Genomic DNA, 14,658 nt, shown 5'->3' with positions numbered 1-14,658 from the left:
CAGCCCGGCCGTACAGGCCGGGGCGCGCGGGGCCCTCGACGCCGTGGGGCATGCGCCGGACACTGGGGCCATGCCGCGTGAGGATGCGGACCAGGACGGCCAGATCACCGAGGCCGAGGCCGAGGACCTGAGCCCCTTCTCCACCATGGACGTGGACGACATCGTCGGCGAGCAGGACGGCGAGAAGGAGGGCGATGACAGCTGACTGGCCTCCCGACCTGGCCGAACGCTTCGGCCGCCGCATCCTCGCCCGTACCTACCGGCCTGGTCGGCTCCGGGCGGTGACGCTGGGCCAGGACCCGCCTCGCGCCGCGCACCTCGCCCCGGAGCTTCCGCGGGCCGTGATGCGGTGGGCCGGTGAGGCGAAGGGCTGGAAACTCGTCGCGATAGTTCCTGACCTCCGGGCGGCGCAGGCCCTGATGAGGCCCGCCGGACAGCCCCGCCCCGAACCCTGGTAGCCCCCTGGCCCTGGGCGCCTCGCTGTTCCGCCGTGAGACAGCGGGAACCTGCTCAACGCCTCGCCTCGTACCTGGTCAGGACCACGCCGCCGGGAAACGTCCGCGTCTCCACCAGATTCAGGTTCACCCAGCTGTCCAGCGCGGTGAAGAACGGCGTGCCGCCGCCCACCAGGACCGGATGGGCGGCGAGTACGTACTCGTCGATCAGCCCGGCGCGCATGGCCGCCCCGGCGAGCGTTGCGCCGCCGATGGTCATCGGGCCGCCGTCCTCGGCCTTGAGCCGGGTGATCTCGGCGATCGCGTCGCTGGTGACCAGGCGGGTGTTCCAGCCGACCTTGTCGATCGTCGAGGAGAACACCACCTTCGGCGTGTCCCGCCAGTTCCGCGCGAAGCCGATCTCTGCCGGGGTGGCGCCCGGCTGCTGGTCGCCGGTCGGCCAGTAGGAACTCATCGTCTCCCACAGCCTGCGCCCGTACAGCGACAGGCCACTCGCCTGCTCATGGTCGAGCCACCACTGGAACAACTCGTCGCTCGGCGGTCCGCCCCAGCCGATGTCGTCGCCGGCCGTGGTGATGTAGCCGTCCACAGTCAGGTTCATGCCGTAGATCAGTCTCCGCATGGCCCAGCCTTCCGTCCGTGGATGTCCGGCGTACAGACCAGCGCGGCTCGGGGAACTCATCGGTGCGCGACCTGGGCTCGCCGGTAGTCCTCGTGCTCGTGACTCAGCGTGGTGTACTCGGCCGACACGGGCAAGCCGCCGGATCCCGGCCCCGCCCTCGCCCTCGCCCTCGCCCTCGCCCTCGCCCTCGCGAGGTTGCCTACCAGGCCGGCGATGCCTGCATCACTACGCGCCTTTGGGCCGCCCCTGATACCGGTGCCGTCCCCCGATCTTCCGTGGCCCTTCGCCGCGGCTGCTTCGGGGGCAAGGCGCGTGCGAACGATGTCGGCCCTGGTGGCCGGCGCTCTGCCGGCTCAGGAGTCCTGGATGAGCAGTCTGCCCCGGGTGCCGTCCTCGGACACGAAGGCGAACAGCCTCGGCGACGCGCCGAGGTGGAGGCGGAACGGTACCCAGTTCGAGTCCAGTTGCAGCAGCAGCCGCCAGGGACCGCCGTCCGGCCACTGGTCCCCCTGGAAGAACAGGGGGACTCCGCCGATCTTGTCGCCGTCGATCCGCTCGATGTAGCGGTCCCGGTCGGCAGCCGGCAGCGCGTCGAGTTTGTCATCCGTCATGAAACCGGGCTCGTCGACGGGACGGAGGCCGACGGTGAACTCCACCGCCGCCCCATCCTTGTCGTACAGCCCCGGTCCTGTCGTCAGCGGGCGCACTGGGCCGGCATAGTCGCCCTCTGGCTGCACGATCACCGCGTTCTCTCCGCCATCGGGATCGATGATGTCGGGGTCGAAGAAGTACTCCTCGTCGTGGTCGGCATGGGTCACGAAGACGTAGGCCACCTTCCCGTGGCCGGCTGCTCCGAGGACCGGGCCCAATTCGATCTGGCCGATGAACCGCATCGGCCGGTCCCATGCCGCGCTGATCGGCCACTGCGGGCCTGTCAGCCATACGGGCTGACCGCCGAACTTGGTGGTCGGGGTGGAAACCGGCCGACCGGTCTCGGAATAGTCCTCAATGCGCCGTGCTCTCACCATGACCGGCATCATGCCAAGGCCGCGGCCTGTCCCGATTGCGGAGCTCAGCCTGAAAGCCGTGCACCGCACGCAGTCCACACCGCCGTCGCTTCGAGAAAACGAAAGAAGCCGCCCGGAAGATGCAGGTCGAGCACCGCTCGGACAGCAGCCGCACCTCGCCGGTCGCCTCATCGGCGACCAGGACGTAGCCCGCCGTGCCGTCCTCGGACAGGTCGTCGGTCTCGATCGGCATGGAGGCCATCACGCCCGAACTCTTCCCGCATCCAGAGGCTGATCTTGAGGTGCGGGTCCTCATCGCTCCGGAGCGGAAGCGGGCCCGTCGGGCGGCTGCCGCCGTGTCCTCGCAGCGCATAGCCAGACCGCGCCGAGGGACCGTGTGTGCGAAACCGCCGAAGCCCTGCTGCACGGCGTCGGCGCCGAATCCGGATGACGCTTACGGCAGCGCCGGCCTAGCGTTCCGTGCATGACATCCCCAGACGGCCGCCTCGACGACAAGCCCGGCGTGACCATCCGCTGTCAGGACAGCTCCTCCGTGGTCGTGACGTTCTGCGACCGGTTCAGCTTCGACGCGGACTCCGTGCACTATGCCGTCGAGCTGCGGGCCCCGGGCCTGACCGCGCGGGTCGACGAGGTCGTCGCCTGGATCTGGGACAGCGGTCTCACCGCGTTCCTGGAAAAGCTCGTCGCCGACTACCGGGGATGGGACGGCGAACGGAGCTGGCAGACCCACGACCGTGACCTGACGGTGTCGGCCGTCTTCCGGTCCGGCGGCTACGTCGGGCTGACCTGGACCTTGCGGCCGTGGACACAGGCCGCCGGTGGCTGGGGCGCCTCGGTGACCACCTGGCTGGAGGCCGGCGAGCAGATGGCTTGTCTGGCGGCCGACGTCCGGAACTTCCTCACCACGGAACAGCCGTGACCCCGGCGTGCCCTGCACTGAGCCCGCCTCTCGGACGGAAGAACCGCAGACGCGTACGGCGCGTTCCGGCACCCCGTGCTCGACCAGGACGGTGTCGAACAGCGTGGTCCCCTCCGGCCGGGGATGCTGCTGCTATCGGCCGTGGCTGCACTCCTCGCTGACGGACCGCCAGCCCTCGCCATCTGCCCGCTGGACCAGGCACACGGTGGGCCACGCCACGAGGCTGTCGGCGACGACCGCCTCAGCAGCCCGCCGGTTCAAGCGTGCGAGGGGTTCGATGTCGCCCGGCCGGGATGGGGAAGCGATGCCGTACTCCATGGGCTGAGTCCTCCTCACTGCGCAGTATCAACGGTGGCGGGAACCGGAGCCGAAGCCGAGGCGTGGAGGATCTCGGTTGAGACCGGCGCCTTGACGGGGGACACTCGCGCGATGTGTCACAGCACGTCGTCGGCGCCGGTCGGGCGAGGGTGGGATGGGCCCTGGTACCGGGTCTGTATGGAGGACTTCGAGGCGCTGTTCTTGCTGGGTCCCGGCGAGGATCTGGACTCGGTGTGCAATGTCGATGTCGAGGTCCGGCTGGCGGATGGATCTCGGTGGAGTGCGACGGTGTTCACCGTCGCAGAGGTCGAGCGCCTGATGGAGAGCTGGTCTCGAAGCGGTGAGGCGCTGGGCGGCCGCTATTTCTGGTGCGCCGATGGCCTGGTCGTGCGCGATTCCGGCATCGACGCCATGACCCAGGTGATCAGGGGACTGCTCGATGCCGGTGAATTCGGTGATGTCTTCCGACGGCTTGAGGACGAGTGAGCGAAGATCAGTTCGCCGAGGGCGGGTCGTGGTCTGGGCGGGGGCGGAGTCGCGGCGCGGCGTCGAAGAGGCCGGGGTAGAGCTGTTGGATGTCGGCCGGCCCGGAGGACATGCTCATCCGGCGCTCGACGAGCCGCTACCGCTGGGACGGCCGCCCCACCACCCGACGTCTCAAGTGATCCATTTGCCGGTCGGTCTTAACCGAGTGCGAGAGTCCCGGCCCGGGTGATACAAGGTCTGCGTGACTGAGCATCTCTGCTTCCCCACCCTGCTGCGGATGATTGACGAGCGGTCCGCCGCGTTCCGCGCCGCCGTCGCCGCGGCCCCCAGCCTCGACGCCGACGTCCCCTCCTGCCCGGGCTGGACGCTGTACGACCTGGCGAACCACCTCAGTGAGGGGGACCGCTTCTGGGCCTACATCGTGCTGAACACCGCGCCGGGCGACGAGCGGCCGAGCAAGGACGGGCTGGCGGCACCCAGGGAGCGCGAGGCCCTCATAACCTGGCTGGCCGACTCGACGGAGCAGTTGCTTACTGCTCTGCGCGCGGCCGGCCCGGACCGGGGCTGCTGGGCTTGGTGGGAGCCGCCGGCCTCGCCGCACACGGCGGCCGCCGTGGCCCGCCGCCGCGTCCCGGAGTCGCTGATCCACACCTACGACGCCCAGTTGGCCTCCGGTACCCCGCAGGAGCTGCCGACGACCGAGGCGGTCGACGCCATCGAGGAGTTCCTCGCCACCGTCTGCACCGTCACGGTCCCGTGGCCGGGCGAGCCCGCCACCATGGACTACCACGCAGCCGAGGCCGGCTCCTGGCGCCAGACGGTGGACACCGCCGGTTCCCGCTTCACCCGCCTTACCGCGGCGGAGGCCGCCGAGAGCAAGCCCACCGCCGCCGTCTACGGCACGGCGAGCGAGATGGCCCTGCTCATGTACATGCGCATCCCGGCCGGCCCGCTGCGGATGGAGGGCGACGCCGACCTGCTCCAGCAGATGCAGGACTGGGGCTAAAAGATCGTTTCAGGATGCCGTTCGGAGTCGTCGGAGGCAGATGATGCCGCATACGAGTTCGAACAGGCACTTGTGGAGGTCGGCGCGTCGCCCGTAGCGGGTGCGGAGCCGCGTGCGGAGCCGCTTGAACTGGTGTAGCCAGGCGAAGGCGCGCTCAACGACCCAGCGCACCTTTCACCCCCGACTACACCACCGCGGTTCCGCAGCCCTTCCGAGAAGAACCGGAACCGCACGGGCCGGGCATGCCGCTGTTCGGATGGCGGCTTCTCCACCCGGTCGGCCCGGACACCACCTGGGAGGAGACCGTCGATACCGCGACGTGGAACAGCTCCACGACCATGTCCGGCTGGTTCGTCGACCGCGTCCCCGAGCTCCAGTCGGCCGAACTGGCCCGCCTCCTGCGCCGGCACGACGTGCCGGTCCTGTTCTGCGCGGATTGCGGCAACCCCATCACCGACCGCCACCCGCGATGGGTTGGCGTCTAGGTGCCCTGACGCAACTGGTTGGACACGGAGTTGCCGGGACCCAGCGGGTCACACCCGTGGCCGCTCATGTCCGACACCGTCTTCGCCCCCACTCGTCCCGGATTCGCCCAGGCGCACACGGCGCCGTGTTTGCACGTCCCTGCCGCGAACGCGGCGGTGGGAGTGATCAGGGGCAGGGCGACTGCGGCGGTCAGCATCGCCCCGGACAACCCGATCGTGCGGAGTCTCATGGGCATCCCTCGGATTCACTTGTCGTGTACACCAAGATGGCGTGTCGCCCATCACAACCGCCCGCCGCCGGTTGTATACAGGTGGCTTCGCGCATCCGGGGGCAGTCGCGACCTGGGCCCTTGTTACGTGCCCGGTCGCGCGCCTGGGTGTTCTCGCCGCCCCGCAGATGAACGCGGACGTCTTCGGCTTCGGGTCGCTGAACCGCACCCGAGAACCAGGTTGTCCGTAAAGTCAAAGTCGTCCTTTGGGCCCAGATGTCGGGGAGACGGCCGTCCCGAAATTTATTAAATAATCCCAAAGGGAACCGACTTCTTGACCGGTTCGGCGAGGTCGACGAGTAGACCGAACCCCCTGTTGGGTCCTGTGTACTTCTTGGGAAGCGTCACCTCCACCCACGCCACCCGCTTGGAGGTTGTGCAGCGAACACTGCCGTCTGGCTGCTCTTCAGGGAGCCATTCGACGCCATTGACTTCCACCGTATCCGTATTTGGGTTGTAATGCTTTTCTCTGGGAGTCACGACTCGTGGCCGATTCACCCCGCAGCGCAGCACGATCGGGGAGTCGTCACCCCATGCGGCGGTGAAGTCGGAAGCCGGTTTCGTGACTTTCCGCTCCATGCCGTCCAAAGATGAGGGAAGCTCCTTGTGCAGCGCGCGACAGAATTTCGCCTGATCGCCTGACGGGGTGGGCACGGGGACGGCCCGGTCGTCGGCGGACGAGCAACCAGCGACAGTGGACAGTGCAACGACCGTGAGCAGCAGGAGTGGCAGTCGGGGAAAACTCTTCATCGATGGAGCATAGAGAATCACATCAGCCAGTCGCCACGGGGGCAAGCTGCAGAGGAGGTTCTCCTCTCGCCTGCTGATCGGGCCAGTCTCGGCTGGATCCGAGCAGTGGATCACGGCCACAGTTGGCTGAGACCTTACTGGTCATCAGCCCCTTCAAGAGTAGTGATCGACAAGGTGCGATCTTGAATAGGTGAAGGGGGGAGCGGAAAGGTCGCATTTCGGGATCCGGGGCTGCGTCGATGCTCGCGATCATGAAACCGGAAAGTGGCCGGGCGGCTTCGCCGGCACTCGCCAGGCGCGAGCGGAGATTAGCTCCAGCATGGAGCGGAATTCGCCTGGCCATATTGTTCTTCGTGATTCGCTGGGCGGTCACGCCGCACATCAATTCAGTTCACTCGCAAGGGAGATTCCAATAATGAAGATCATCGGCAAATTTGCAGCTGTAGGCGCATCCGCGACACTCGCCGTATTGCTCTCGCCTGGCATCAGTCACGCATACGGGAATGATCAGCTCATCAACAAATGGAGCTGAAAATTCCTGGAGATCGCGAATTCAAATTCAAGCAACGGGGCTCGGGTGCAGATGTGGGACTGCAATAGCCAGAAGGGTGCCACGTAGTGTATCGGTGACCCTGATGAGCGGCGCGCCGGGCGCAGGTCAGCGGGAGGTTGTTGGCGGCGTTCTTGCCGCTGCTCGCGGCCAGCAGTTGGATGCCGCGTTCGGCCAGGGCGCGCTCGACGTCCGGACGGATGCGGGCCTGGGCTGGGACGTGGTCCAGCAGGGCGGCGAGCCGGGCGCGCGCGGCGGGAGTCTGCGCGTTCGAGCCGATCGCATTCTCGATGTCGGTGGGCACCACCGCGGCGACGGGATGGCGGGCGGTCACCGGCCGCCGCCTTCGAGCGAGATGCCGCGCAGTTCTTCCCGGCTGGGGAGGTATAGCGGGAAGGCGGCAGGGAGGCCGTCAACGCCGAGGGCGCTGGTCAGAGTCGTCACGGACGACAGTGTGTTCTCACGTGAGCAGCGCTCATGGGGATCGGCCGAACGCCCCTCGAAAGAACGCCCGGCCATCCCGATGGGCGAAGGCGGCGGCCATCACCTGGTCGAGGGCGCCGGCTGGAAAGGAGTTGGCAGGTTCGGTGCGCCGCGCAAGGAACTGCACGTCGCCTCCGACCACCAGGTCTCGGTGGGGGCGTCCGTGAGAGCGTGTCGCGCGATGGTGGGTTCGCTGCGGCCTCTTGATCTAGCGCGACACCTGTGCTGTCCCTACGGTGGCCGAATGGGGTGGGAGACGCTCATCGGTACGGGACTCGGTGCAGTCGTCGGTGCGGGCTCCACGCTGCTCGCCGACAGGGTGCGCTGGCGCCGGGAACGGGACACGCGTCAGAAAGAGGTCCAGCGGCAGCTGTACGGCGACTACCTAGCTGCACTGGAGCGCACCCGTACCCACCTCAAAGACCTTCGCCGCCTACCAGAACTCGCCCCCGGCGAGCGGGCGCGGCAAGTTCGCGACGCCTTCCGCGAAGGCGGCACCTACGAGTTGGCCTATCGGATCGCCATCACGGCGCCACACTCCGTGGTCCGGTCCTCCGAGGAAGCTCAGCGCAAATTGCGGGACCTGAGGGATGCGCTTATCCGCGGCACTGAATCCGGTACCCGGTCCCCGGTCCAAGTGGCGCTGCGCCACGCCATCGGATCCCTGCGAGAGGCTATGAGGTCGGCTGTCGGAACAGATGCGTAGCGCGCCACACGCGAAATGGCTGACGAAGATCCGCCCGGGTCGATGGTCAGAGACCGTCCGTGGCCCCTCTTAACAGCTGTCCTTTGACAATGAAGTTAGTCCGGTGCGACGCCCTGACCTTGGGCGACTAGGTTCAATGGCAAGCGATCTGTCATGTCTTGGGTGATCTGGTTCCGAGTCGGACCGCTGGCCTACGGCGACCAGTTCAGTTGGGATGCGGGGATGCCGGGAATCCCGGCTGGGCGGGGCCCTGGGCGGGTGGAAGCCGAATGCCGTCTCAATTTCAATCCGGTGGTCCTGCGAGGACCTTGAACGCCGGGCGGAGCAGGCTGGCGATGCGGTCGGCTGAGACGTCACGAAGAGCGGCCAGGCCGAGGAACTGGTGGCCGATGGTGACCCCCAGCAAGGTGGTGATGACCAGTGCGGCGCGCAGCTCGGGGTCCTCGGCTGCGGGCAAGGAGGCACTGACGCTGTCGATCTGCCGATCGAGGGTCACGCGGACGTGATCTGCTGCTGCCGGGTCGGTGAGCATGGAGCGCAACATCACCAGTGTGCCCTCCGGATGGCCGCCGAGCTTGAGGTCGAGCGTGGCCAGCAGCTGATCCACGAGCGTGTCGGTGTCGGTGGCTGTCGGCAGTGCAGGGGATGCCTGTACTGCTTGGGTGAAAAGCTCGCGCTTCGAGCCGAAGTACTGCATGACGAGGGCCGGGTCGACATCTGCCGTGGTTGCCACGGCGCGGATGGTGGTTCGATCGAATCCCTTCTCGGCGAACAGCTCCCGGGCACTGTTGAGGATGCGCAGTTCGGTGGCTCGGCGACGGTCGGCACGGGAGCGGTGAGGGGAAGGCACCAATTCACTCTACAACCGTTGACCGAACCCTCGGCCGACTCCTACGGTGGTTGGGTCAACATGTGTTGAGTGAAGGGGGCGATCTCTGTGCCGGACCTGGAGACATCTGTTGTCCGCACCCCTCGCGAGGTGCTGGCCTGCTACTACCAGGCCATGCTCGACAAGTCCGCAGACGATCTCGCTGACCTGTATGCCGTGGATGCGGTGCATGAGTTCCCGTTCACCTCTCCTGGCTTTCCTCCGCGTTACGAGGGGCGCGAGGCAGTGCGTGCGGGATACCGGGCGGCCTGGGGTGCCAGCCCCGTCCAGGTGGAGGAGGTCAGGAAGACCGCAGCCTACGAGACCACCGATCCAGAAGTGATCATCGCTGAGCACGTCGTGGTAGGAACGCTACCGACCAGACGCACCACCTTCACCGTCCCCGGCCTCCTTGTACTCCACGTTCACAGCGGGCTGATCGTGCGGGTCCGCGACTACATGGACGGCTTGGGAGTCGCCAGTGCGAGGGGATGAACGCTGGACGGACAAGGGCGGACCAGGTCACCTGTGACCCAAGGTGAATCGGACCGGATCTCCTGAGATGAGACCACCAGGTCCCTGAGGACGGGACGCGATCGCTCTCGGCCGGTGCTTCTTGGCTCGGCTCAGGAAATTACCGAAAGTGGCCTTGTGGAGGTCGCCGGCCTTGCGGGCGGTGGGGTCGTGTCCCGTAGGGGCACGGCGTTCTGCTGCGGTGGGAGCGACATCGGTCATGGCTGTGGTGCTCTTTATCGGCCGGTGCGGGGGGAGACGGGTTGGGGGAGTGGGGAAGCGAAGACGGCACGTCGACGCACCATGAAGGGCGGTGCGGCTCGGTGCGCGGCGGTGGTGCGTATCCGATGCGTTCGTATGCACCACCGCCGTCGCCGACGCTCACTACACGGTGGACCGGCGCTCCGGCTGGCCACCGGCCGGTGCGATGCGCATCGAGGGCCTGGCCCACTCCGGCCGCCTCCAGCTGACCGAGGATGTCGGCGCGGCATCTTCGTGGTCCTCGGTGAGGAACTGCTCGGCGAAGTCGATGACGGCGCGGGCGAGGCCCTCCGCCGTGTCCGGCCCGGCCTGCGCCCAGATCCGCTGCGAGGTCACGAAGACGCGCCCGAGGGCCTCCAGGGTGAAGGGGTCCGTGCATGGATCGCCCGCGCCCGCGCCCGCGCCTGTGCCGGGCGGCGCGGTGACGGGGACGACGACCCGCGTCGTGACGTCGACGAGCAGTTCGGGCATCCGAGGTTCCGCGTCGGAGGCCCCGAAGTCACCCTCGAACCGCGGCCCTGTGGACAGAATCCGACCGCTGACATGGGAGCCCCCTTCGGGGTTGATCACGATGCGCTCGCGCTGGAGGGATACTCCAAGGCCAGCCGGGGGGAGCGTCATTCGAACCGGGCGGTATTCCTGCCCGATGCCGATGCCGATGCCGATGCCGATGCCGATGCCGGTGCCGGTGCCGGTGCTTGAGGGGTCTGCGCCGGCGTCGTCACGGGCGTGGCTCTGACCTGGCCAGGAGTGCCCTGATGGCGTTTCGGTCCGAGGGAAGGCCGACGTCGTCGAACCACGAGGTGACGAGGTGGATGTAGCGCCAGCACACGTCGCGGTCGGCCAGAGCGCTCAGGTAGCGGTGCTGGGCGGGACTGAGCTTGGCGCTTTGGTCGTAGCCGGAAGGGAAGGCAGCGGCGAGTAGTGGTCCCCAGTCCTCGGCGATGGTGAGGTTGCTGCAGAGGGGTACGGAAGCCAGGGCGGCCGGCAGGAGTTCTGCGAAGTCGGCGGCGCGCTCGATGGCTGCGGACAGAAGTGCGTGCCGCAGGCGGCCTTCGATGTGCGGGAGCGGTTCCCCGGCCCAAGGGTCGATGGTGGTGGGTTCGAGGAACCAGGAGTCGATGACCTCGGGTTCGCGCAGAGCACGGAGGATCGTCCGCGTCGCCTCGGTGTTGCCGGCGCATGCGGGTGACAGGGCGGCGCAGGCACGGATGGCGGGGTCGGGATCCGTGAGCCATCTCGCGGTGTCCGCGCCCCAGGCGCCGATGGTCAAGACGATCGTGGCGCGCTCACGCCGGTCGGTGCTCTCGGTGAGCAGCCGCCGAAGGGTCTGGGTGGTTCCGGAGATTCGACCGGCTAGTTCGGGAGATTGAAGGAGCGCGGCGGTGGCGTTGAGGGCGGCGGCTCGGACGGTGGGGTCCGGGGCCAGGAGGTGGGCGGAGACGGCGTCGTAAATCGTGCTGCGGACTGCGCGGACCGTATCGGTGACGCCCGGGGCGTTGCCGTCCTCCTCGTCGGTCGTCTCGCCGTAGGCCGCCGAATCCGCGATCTGACCCAGCCATTCCAGCAAGGCGGCACGCAGCGGCCGAGGCCGGCCGTCCCAGGTGGAGACGTCCTCGTGGCAGGCCAGAGTGCCCAGAGTGCGGGGGTCGTTCAATATCGCGGCTACGTACAGTGCGGCCGGCGCTGTCGCGCTGTACAAGGACGCCTGGTGGAGAACGGACATGTCCAGCTGTTCCAGTGCTCCCGCTTGAACCTCCGGGTCCTTGTCCAAGAGCTGGAGCAGGCGAAGGGGTGTGTCGTGCGCGTTTCCGTAGGCATGCTCCAACGCGGTCCAGTCCGTGCACTCGATCACGGAACGTGGATCAGGCAACTGCCCCTGGAGAGTCGGAGCAGCAATACGGTAGTCATCCTGGTTCGTCACACGGAAAGGATCGCCCCTGCCACTGACATGCCTCGCAGCCGGACGGGAGGAGGGGCTCCGGCAAACCCGCCGCGGACCTACTGCTCCGTCTACTTGACTGGCAGGGATCGGCATCTGAAATGTGCGTTACTCGTTGTCTGCCGCCGGGCTTCCAGGTGGGCACTCCAGTCGGGCGCCGCGCGTCGATGCCATGGCATCGCTTCCCCGGCGCTTCGGCACGGGCTCGTCACCGCCCCCGCCTCATGGGGCCGCTCCATGCACTCGTGCGCTTCGGCCCGGCGCGCAGTCTGAACGGCGAGGGACGGTACGAGGAGGCGCTCGCCGAGGCAGAGAGTGCCGACGAACTGTGCCGGCACCTACCCGGCGGGTCGGGAATGCCCGGAAGCGGCGGGGGCGCACTGGTCGGGGCCGAAACCCGGTGGGGGCTGGGCCGGGCGAGCGAGGCCCGTGCCCGAGCTGTGGCTGCCCGCGACGATGCCCTGGCCGCCTTCGGCGCGCACCAATTCCGCGTCGCGGAGGCCCCCGCGCTGCTCGCCCGCATCGACGCCGACGGCCACGGCGCCCCGCAACACCGGCGTCACCCTGACGACAGACCTCGGGCAACTCCGCTCCGGCAGCCGGCAGCCGGCAGCCGAGTGCCGTAGGCCGTACGACCCGCGCCCCGGGGCCCGGCCCGGCTCCCTTCAGCGGGCGCCGCGTACCAGGCGGGTGAGGCGTCGACGGTGACCCGGGAGCGGACATCGCCCGGCGGTTTCGGGGCGTCGGCCGCGGTCCCGCAGCCGACGGCGCTGGGGCAGGACCGCGTCACAGGAGGTACGGGCGGCAGACTACGGGCGCGCGTCGAACTCGGCCTGGCTGGCGCGGATCTGCGCACTGTGCTCGACGGTCCAGGCGTACAGACGCAGGAAGGGTTCGCGCAACGATTCGCCGAGCGGGGTCAGCGAGTACTCCACACCCACCGGTGACGTCGGGAGTACCGTCCGCCGCACCATCCCATTGCGTTCGAGTCGGCGCAGCGTCTGGGTCAGTACGCGCTGGGTCACTCCCTCAAGCCGTCGCTTGATCTCGTTGAACCGGGTCGGACGCACCAGCACGGTCATCGCCATCATCGACCACTTGTCGGCGATCTGGTCGAGGATGGGGCGGCTGGGGCAGTCGGGGGCGAAAACGAAGTCGGGGTCGGCGGCTATCGGGTCGACGCTGGGCGCGGGGGTCGGCATGACGGTGTCCTCGGGGATCCCTGGTTACTGGAAAGTGCGTTCTTGACCACCGTAGTCCCGCCTCTGACCCTAGGTATGCAAGAGATACCGACCCAGCTCCGAACGGATCAGAGCCATGCCCCTCGACGGATTCACCACGCTGCGCACCGACCTGGACGGCGGCGTCCTCACCATCACGCTGGACAACCCACCCGTGAACGCACTGAGCGCGATCATGATGCGCGAGCTGCGGGACCTGCTCACCGGCCTTCGCTCCGAGGCCACGGTGAAGGTGATCGTCGTCCAGAGCGGGATCCCGGAGTTCTTCATCGCACATGTCGACATCAACATCCTGGAGCAAGCGGACGCGCTCGCCGAACTCACCGCCTCGGCTCCCGCCGGGCTCAACGCGTTCCAGTCCGTCGGCGAGCTCCTGCGGAGCCAGCCGCAGGTGACCATCGTCAAGCTCGCGGGGACGGCACGCGGCGGCGGCGCGGAGTTCGTCGCCGCCGCGGACCTGTCCTTCGCCGCTGTCGAGACCGCCGGCCTGGGCCAAATCGAGGCCCTTATGGGTATCACCCCCGGCGGCGGTGGCACCCAGTACCTCCTCGAAAAGGTCGGCCGCAACCGCGCCCTCGAACTCGTCCTGACCGGTGATCGCATCGACGCCACCACTGCCGCCGCCTACGGGTGGATCAACCGCGCCGTCCCGGCCGCCGACCTCGACGCGTTCGTGCACCAGGTCGCGCACCGCATCGCCGCCCTGGCCGACGGAGTGGTCGCGGCGGCCAAGCGCGCCCTGCCGCCGCAGGATCACGCCGCCGGCTTCCTCACCGAGCACGAGGCCTGGGCGGGGCTGGTGGAGCGCCCGGTCACGCAGCATCTGATGGCGGGCGCCGTACAGGGGGGCGCGCAGACCATCGAGGGAGAGCGAGACCTGGAGGGCCTGCTGCGCTCGGTGGCAGCTCAGCAGGCATAGGACGGACCCAGGCCGATTCCGGACTCGCGGGCGCACGGCCCGCCCCCGCCGGGCACGGAGTATCGGCTTTCCGGCGGCCGAGGACAGGCCCCCAATACACCGCCGGCAGGGTGACTTCGCGTTCTCGTGGGGATCCTGGCCGGGAACGGGTACAGCCACCGCGTGATCATCGGGAGTTGTACGGACTTCTGAAGTTCGTACGGTGGCCTCTGGTTGGTTGAGTACCCCGGTCACGGGACGAGCATGAGCTTGCCGCCGGGCCGCCGGGACTGGCTGAGCTCGGCCGCGTCCTGGATCTGGTCGAGCGGGTAGGTGCGGGCGACCGATACGGCGAGGATGCCTTCGCCGGCCAGCCGGGCGAACTCGCTCATCCGGCCGTAGCGCATCTCGATCTGGGCGATCCGGGTGCCCAGCTCGGCTGCGGCGGCGAAGTCCGAGACGGTCAGGACGCGGTCGGGGTCCCCGGTCAGCTCGATCAGGGTCGGCAGCGAGCCGCCGTTCGGGCTGGTCTGGTGGGCGCGGTCGATCCGGCCGCCGGTCGGGGCCGTGTCCAGGGCACGGTCGACGCGGCCTGCGGCCAGTGCGGCGACGCGTTCGGCCATGCCGTCGCCGTAGCCGGTCACCCGGGCGCCGATCTTTTCGAGGGCTGCGGCCCGCATCGGCCCGGCGGTGGCGATCACCTGGACACCCCGGTGCAGTGCCAGGCGCACGGCCGCCTCGCCCACGGTGGAACCCGCGCCGTGGACAAGCAGCAGCTCGCCCGGCTGGACGCCGAGGCCGTCGAGCGCGTGCCATGCCGTCTCGGCCGCCATCGGCAGCGCGGCGGCCTGTTCGGCG

At 68.5% G+C, this 14,658-nt stretch carries 23 protein-coding genes and 1 pseudogene; 10 read left to right on the top strand and 14 right to left on the bottom strand.

Annotated elements, in window-relative coordinates; translation table 11 throughout:
- Together ACFU99_RS12010 and ACFU99_RS12005 are read left to right on the top strand one after the other, a co-directional pair.
- A partial coding sequence (locus tag ACFU99_RS12010) for a hypothetical protein (protein ID WP_384389548.1) occupies positions 1–205 on the top strand: 205 nt, incomplete at its 5' end.
- Positions 195–458, top strand: coding sequence for a DUF6087 family protein (locus ACFU99_RS12005; RefSeq protein ID WP_384389546.1), 264 nt, complete (start codon positions 195–197; stop codon positions 456–458). The genes ACFU99_RS12010 and ACFU99_RS12005, both read left to right, overlap by 11 nt.
- 52 nt (positions 459–510) lie before the next feature.
- Here the strand turns inward: ACFU99_RS12005 and ACFU99_RS12000 are convergent, their stop codons facing one another.
- The 3 genes from ACFU99_RS12000 to ACFU99_RS11990 form a co-directional block, all read right to left on the bottom strand.
- Entirely contained in the window at positions 511–1,077 is a 567-nt protein-coding gene (locus ACFU99_RS12000) for a dihydrofolate reductase family protein (protein WP_384389542.1), read from the bottom strand.
- A 353-nt stretch (positions 1,078–1,430) separates the two neighbouring features.
- The gene (locus tag ACFU99_RS11995) at positions 1,431–2,105 is read right to left on the bottom strand and encodes a DUF1963 domain-containing protein (RefSeq protein ID WP_384389539.1); all 675 of its coding nucleotides are present in this window, start codon (positions 2,103–2,105) and stop codon (positions 1,431–1,433) included.
- Positions 2,083–2,337: a hypothetical protein gene (locus ACFU99_RS11990; protein ID WP_384389536.1), complete on the bottom strand. Its 255-nt coding sequence runs from the start codon at positions 2,335–2,337 to the stop codon at positions 2,083–2,085. Before ACFU99_RS11990 ends, ACFU99_RS11995 begins: the two co-directional genes overlap by 23 nt.
- A gap of 231 nt (positions 2,338–2,568) precedes the next feature.
- On the opposite strand from ACFU99_RS11990, the gene ACFU99_RS11985 reads away from it, so the two are divergent.
- Positions 2,569–3,024, top strand: a complete 456-nt coding sequence (locus tag ACFU99_RS11985) for a DUF6228 family protein (protein WP_384389534.1) — start codon at positions 2,569–2,571, stop codon at positions 3,022–3,024.
- Positions 3,025–3,156: 132 nt separating this feature from the next.
- On the opposite strand, the gene ACFU99_RS11980 is transcribed toward ACFU99_RS11985, so the two are convergent.
- On the bottom strand, positions 3,157–3,342 hold the full coding sequence (locus ACFU99_RS11980) for a hypothetical protein (protein ID WP_384389531.1): 186 nt from the start codon (positions 3,340–3,342) through the stop codon (positions 3,157–3,159).
- 111 nt (positions 3,343–3,453) lie between these two features.
- On the opposite strand from ACFU99_RS11980, the gene ACFU99_RS11975 reads away from it, so the two are divergent.
- Entirely contained in the window at positions 3,454–3,828 is a 375-nt protein-coding gene (locus tag ACFU99_RS11975) for a hypothetical protein (protein ID WP_384389529.1), read from the top strand.
- Positions 3,829–4,069: 241 nt separating this feature from the next.
- Positions 4,070–4,834, top strand: a complete 765-nt coding sequence (locus ACFU99_RS11970; protein WP_384389526.1) for a maleylpyruvate isomerase family mycothiol-dependent enzyme — start codon at positions 4,070–4,072, stop codon at positions 4,832–4,834.
- Between the two features lie 9 nt (positions 4,835–4,843).
- Here the strand turns inward: ACFU99_RS11970 and ACFU99_RS11965 are convergent.
- Positions 4,844–5,008 (bottom strand): annotated as a pseudogene (locus tag ACFU99_RS11965) (transposase); the annotation flags it as partial.
- 68 nt (positions 5,009–5,076) lie between these two features.
- Between ACFU99_RS11965 and ACFU99_RS11960 the strand changes: the two are divergent.
- Entirely contained in the window at positions 5,077–5,319 is a 243-nt protein-coding gene (locus tag ACFU99_RS11960) for a hypothetical protein (RefSeq protein ID WP_384389525.1), read from the top strand.
- On the opposite strand, the gene ACFU99_RS11955 is transcribed toward ACFU99_RS11960, so the two are convergent.
- The 3 genes from ACFU99_RS11955 to ACFU99_RS11945 form a co-directional block, all read right to left on the bottom strand.
- Positions 5,316–5,549, bottom strand: coding sequence for a hypothetical protein (locus tag ACFU99_RS11955; RefSeq protein ID WP_384389523.1), 234 nt, complete (start codon positions 5,547–5,549; stop codon positions 5,316–5,318). The two genes, ACFU99_RS11960 and ACFU99_RS11955, sit on opposite strands and share 4 nt — an antisense overlap.
- 285 nt (positions 5,550–5,834) lie before the next feature.
- On the bottom strand, positions 5,835–6,338 hold the full coding sequence (locus ACFU99_RS11950) for a DUF3515 domain-containing protein (RefSeq protein WP_384389520.1): 504 nt from the start codon (positions 6,336–6,338) through the stop codon (positions 5,835–5,837).
- Positions 6,339–6,853: 515 nt separating this feature from the next.
- Positions 6,854–7,222 carry a hypothetical protein gene (locus tag ACFU99_RS11945; RefSeq protein ID WP_384389518.1) on the bottom strand — a complete coding sequence of 123 codons (369 nt, stop codon included), beginning with the start codon at positions 7,220–7,222 and terminating at the stop codon, positions 6,854–6,856.
- Between the two features lie 393 nt (positions 7,223–7,615).
- On the opposite strand from ACFU99_RS11945, the gene ACFU99_RS11940 reads away from it, so the two are divergent.
- Complete coding sequence (locus tag ACFU99_RS11940) at positions 7,616–8,077, top strand: hypothetical protein (protein ID WP_384389515.1); 462 nt, start codon at positions 7,616–7,618, stop codon at positions 8,075–8,077.
- A gap of 283 nt (positions 8,078–8,360) precedes the next feature.
- On the opposite strand, the gene ACFU99_RS11935 is transcribed toward ACFU99_RS11940, so the two are convergent.
- A complete protein-coding gene (locus tag ACFU99_RS11935) occupies positions 8,361–8,927 on the bottom strand; it encodes a TetR/AcrR family transcriptional regulator (protein ID WP_384389512.1) in 567 nt (188 codons plus the stop codon).
- 69 nt (positions 8,928–8,996) lie between these two features.
- Here ACFU99_RS11935 and ACFU99_RS11930 point away from each other — a divergent pair, with 69 nt between their 5' ends.
- Positions 8,997–9,440, top strand: coding sequence for a nuclear transport factor 2 family protein (locus tag ACFU99_RS11930; RefSeq protein ID WP_384389509.1), 444 nt, complete (start codon positions 8,997–8,999; stop codon positions 9,438–9,440).
- 402 nt (positions 9,441–9,842) lie between these two features.
- Here ACFU99_RS11930 and ACFU99_RS11925 read toward each other — a convergent pair whose 3' ends face one another.
- On the bottom strand, positions 9,843–10,190 hold the full coding sequence (locus ACFU99_RS11925) for a hypothetical protein (RefSeq protein ID WP_384389507.1): 348 nt from the start codon (positions 10,188–10,190) through the stop codon (positions 9,843–9,845).
- A gap of 72 nt (positions 10,191–10,262) precedes the next feature.
- On the opposite strand from ACFU99_RS11925, the gene ACFU99_RS11920 reads away from it, so the two are divergent.
- Positions 10,263–10,421, top strand: coding sequence for a hypothetical protein (locus tag ACFU99_RS11920; protein ID WP_384389504.1), 159 nt, complete (start codon positions 10,263–10,265; stop codon positions 10,419–10,421).
- Positions 10,422–10,440: 19 nt separating this feature from the next.
- Here the strand turns inward: ACFU99_RS11920 and ACFU99_RS11915 are convergent, their stop codons facing one another.
- The 3 genes from ACFU99_RS11915 to ACFU99_RS11905 form a co-directional block, all read right to left on the bottom strand.
- A complete protein-coding gene (locus ACFU99_RS11915; protein WP_384389501.1) occupies positions 10,441–11,643 on the bottom strand; it encodes a HEAT repeat domain-containing protein in 1,203 nt (400 codons plus the stop codon).
- Between the two features lie 356 nt (positions 11,644–11,999).
- The gene (locus ACFU99_RS11910) at positions 12,000–12,215 is read right to left on the bottom strand and encodes a hypothetical protein (RefSeq protein WP_384389498.1); all 216 of its coding nucleotides are present in this window, start codon (positions 12,213–12,215) and stop codon (positions 12,000–12,002) included.
- 255 nt (positions 12,216–12,470) lie between these two features.
- On the bottom strand, positions 12,471–12,863 hold the full coding sequence (locus tag ACFU99_RS11905; protein WP_384389495.1) for a winged helix-turn-helix transcriptional regulator: 393 nt from the start codon (positions 12,861–12,863) through the stop codon (positions 12,471–12,473).
- A 115-nt stretch (positions 12,864–12,978) separates the two neighbouring features.
- On the opposite strand from ACFU99_RS11905, the gene ACFU99_RS11900 reads away from it, so the two are divergent.
- Positions 12,979–13,821 carry an enoyl-CoA hydratase/isomerase family protein gene (locus ACFU99_RS11900; protein WP_384389494.1) on the top strand — a complete coding sequence of 281 codons (843 nt, stop codon included), beginning with the start codon at positions 12,979–12,981 and terminating at the stop codon, positions 13,819–13,821.
- A 230-nt stretch (positions 13,822–14,051) separates the two neighbouring features.
- On the opposite strand, the gene ACFU99_RS11895 is transcribed toward ACFU99_RS11900, so the two are convergent.
- Positions 14,052–14,658 (bottom strand): zinc-binding dehydrogenase (locus tag ACFU99_RS11895; protein ID WP_384389491.1); only part of this gene is annotated, 607 nt, incomplete at its 5' end.

Source organism: Streptomyces sp. NPDC057654 (assembly GCF_042800135.1).
Lineage (GTDB): Bacteria > Actinomycetota > Actinomycetes > Streptomycetales > Streptomycetaceae > Streptomyces.
Note: the sequence above shows the minus strand (reverse complement) of the source record. Positions and strands in the feature narration are given on the sequence as shown.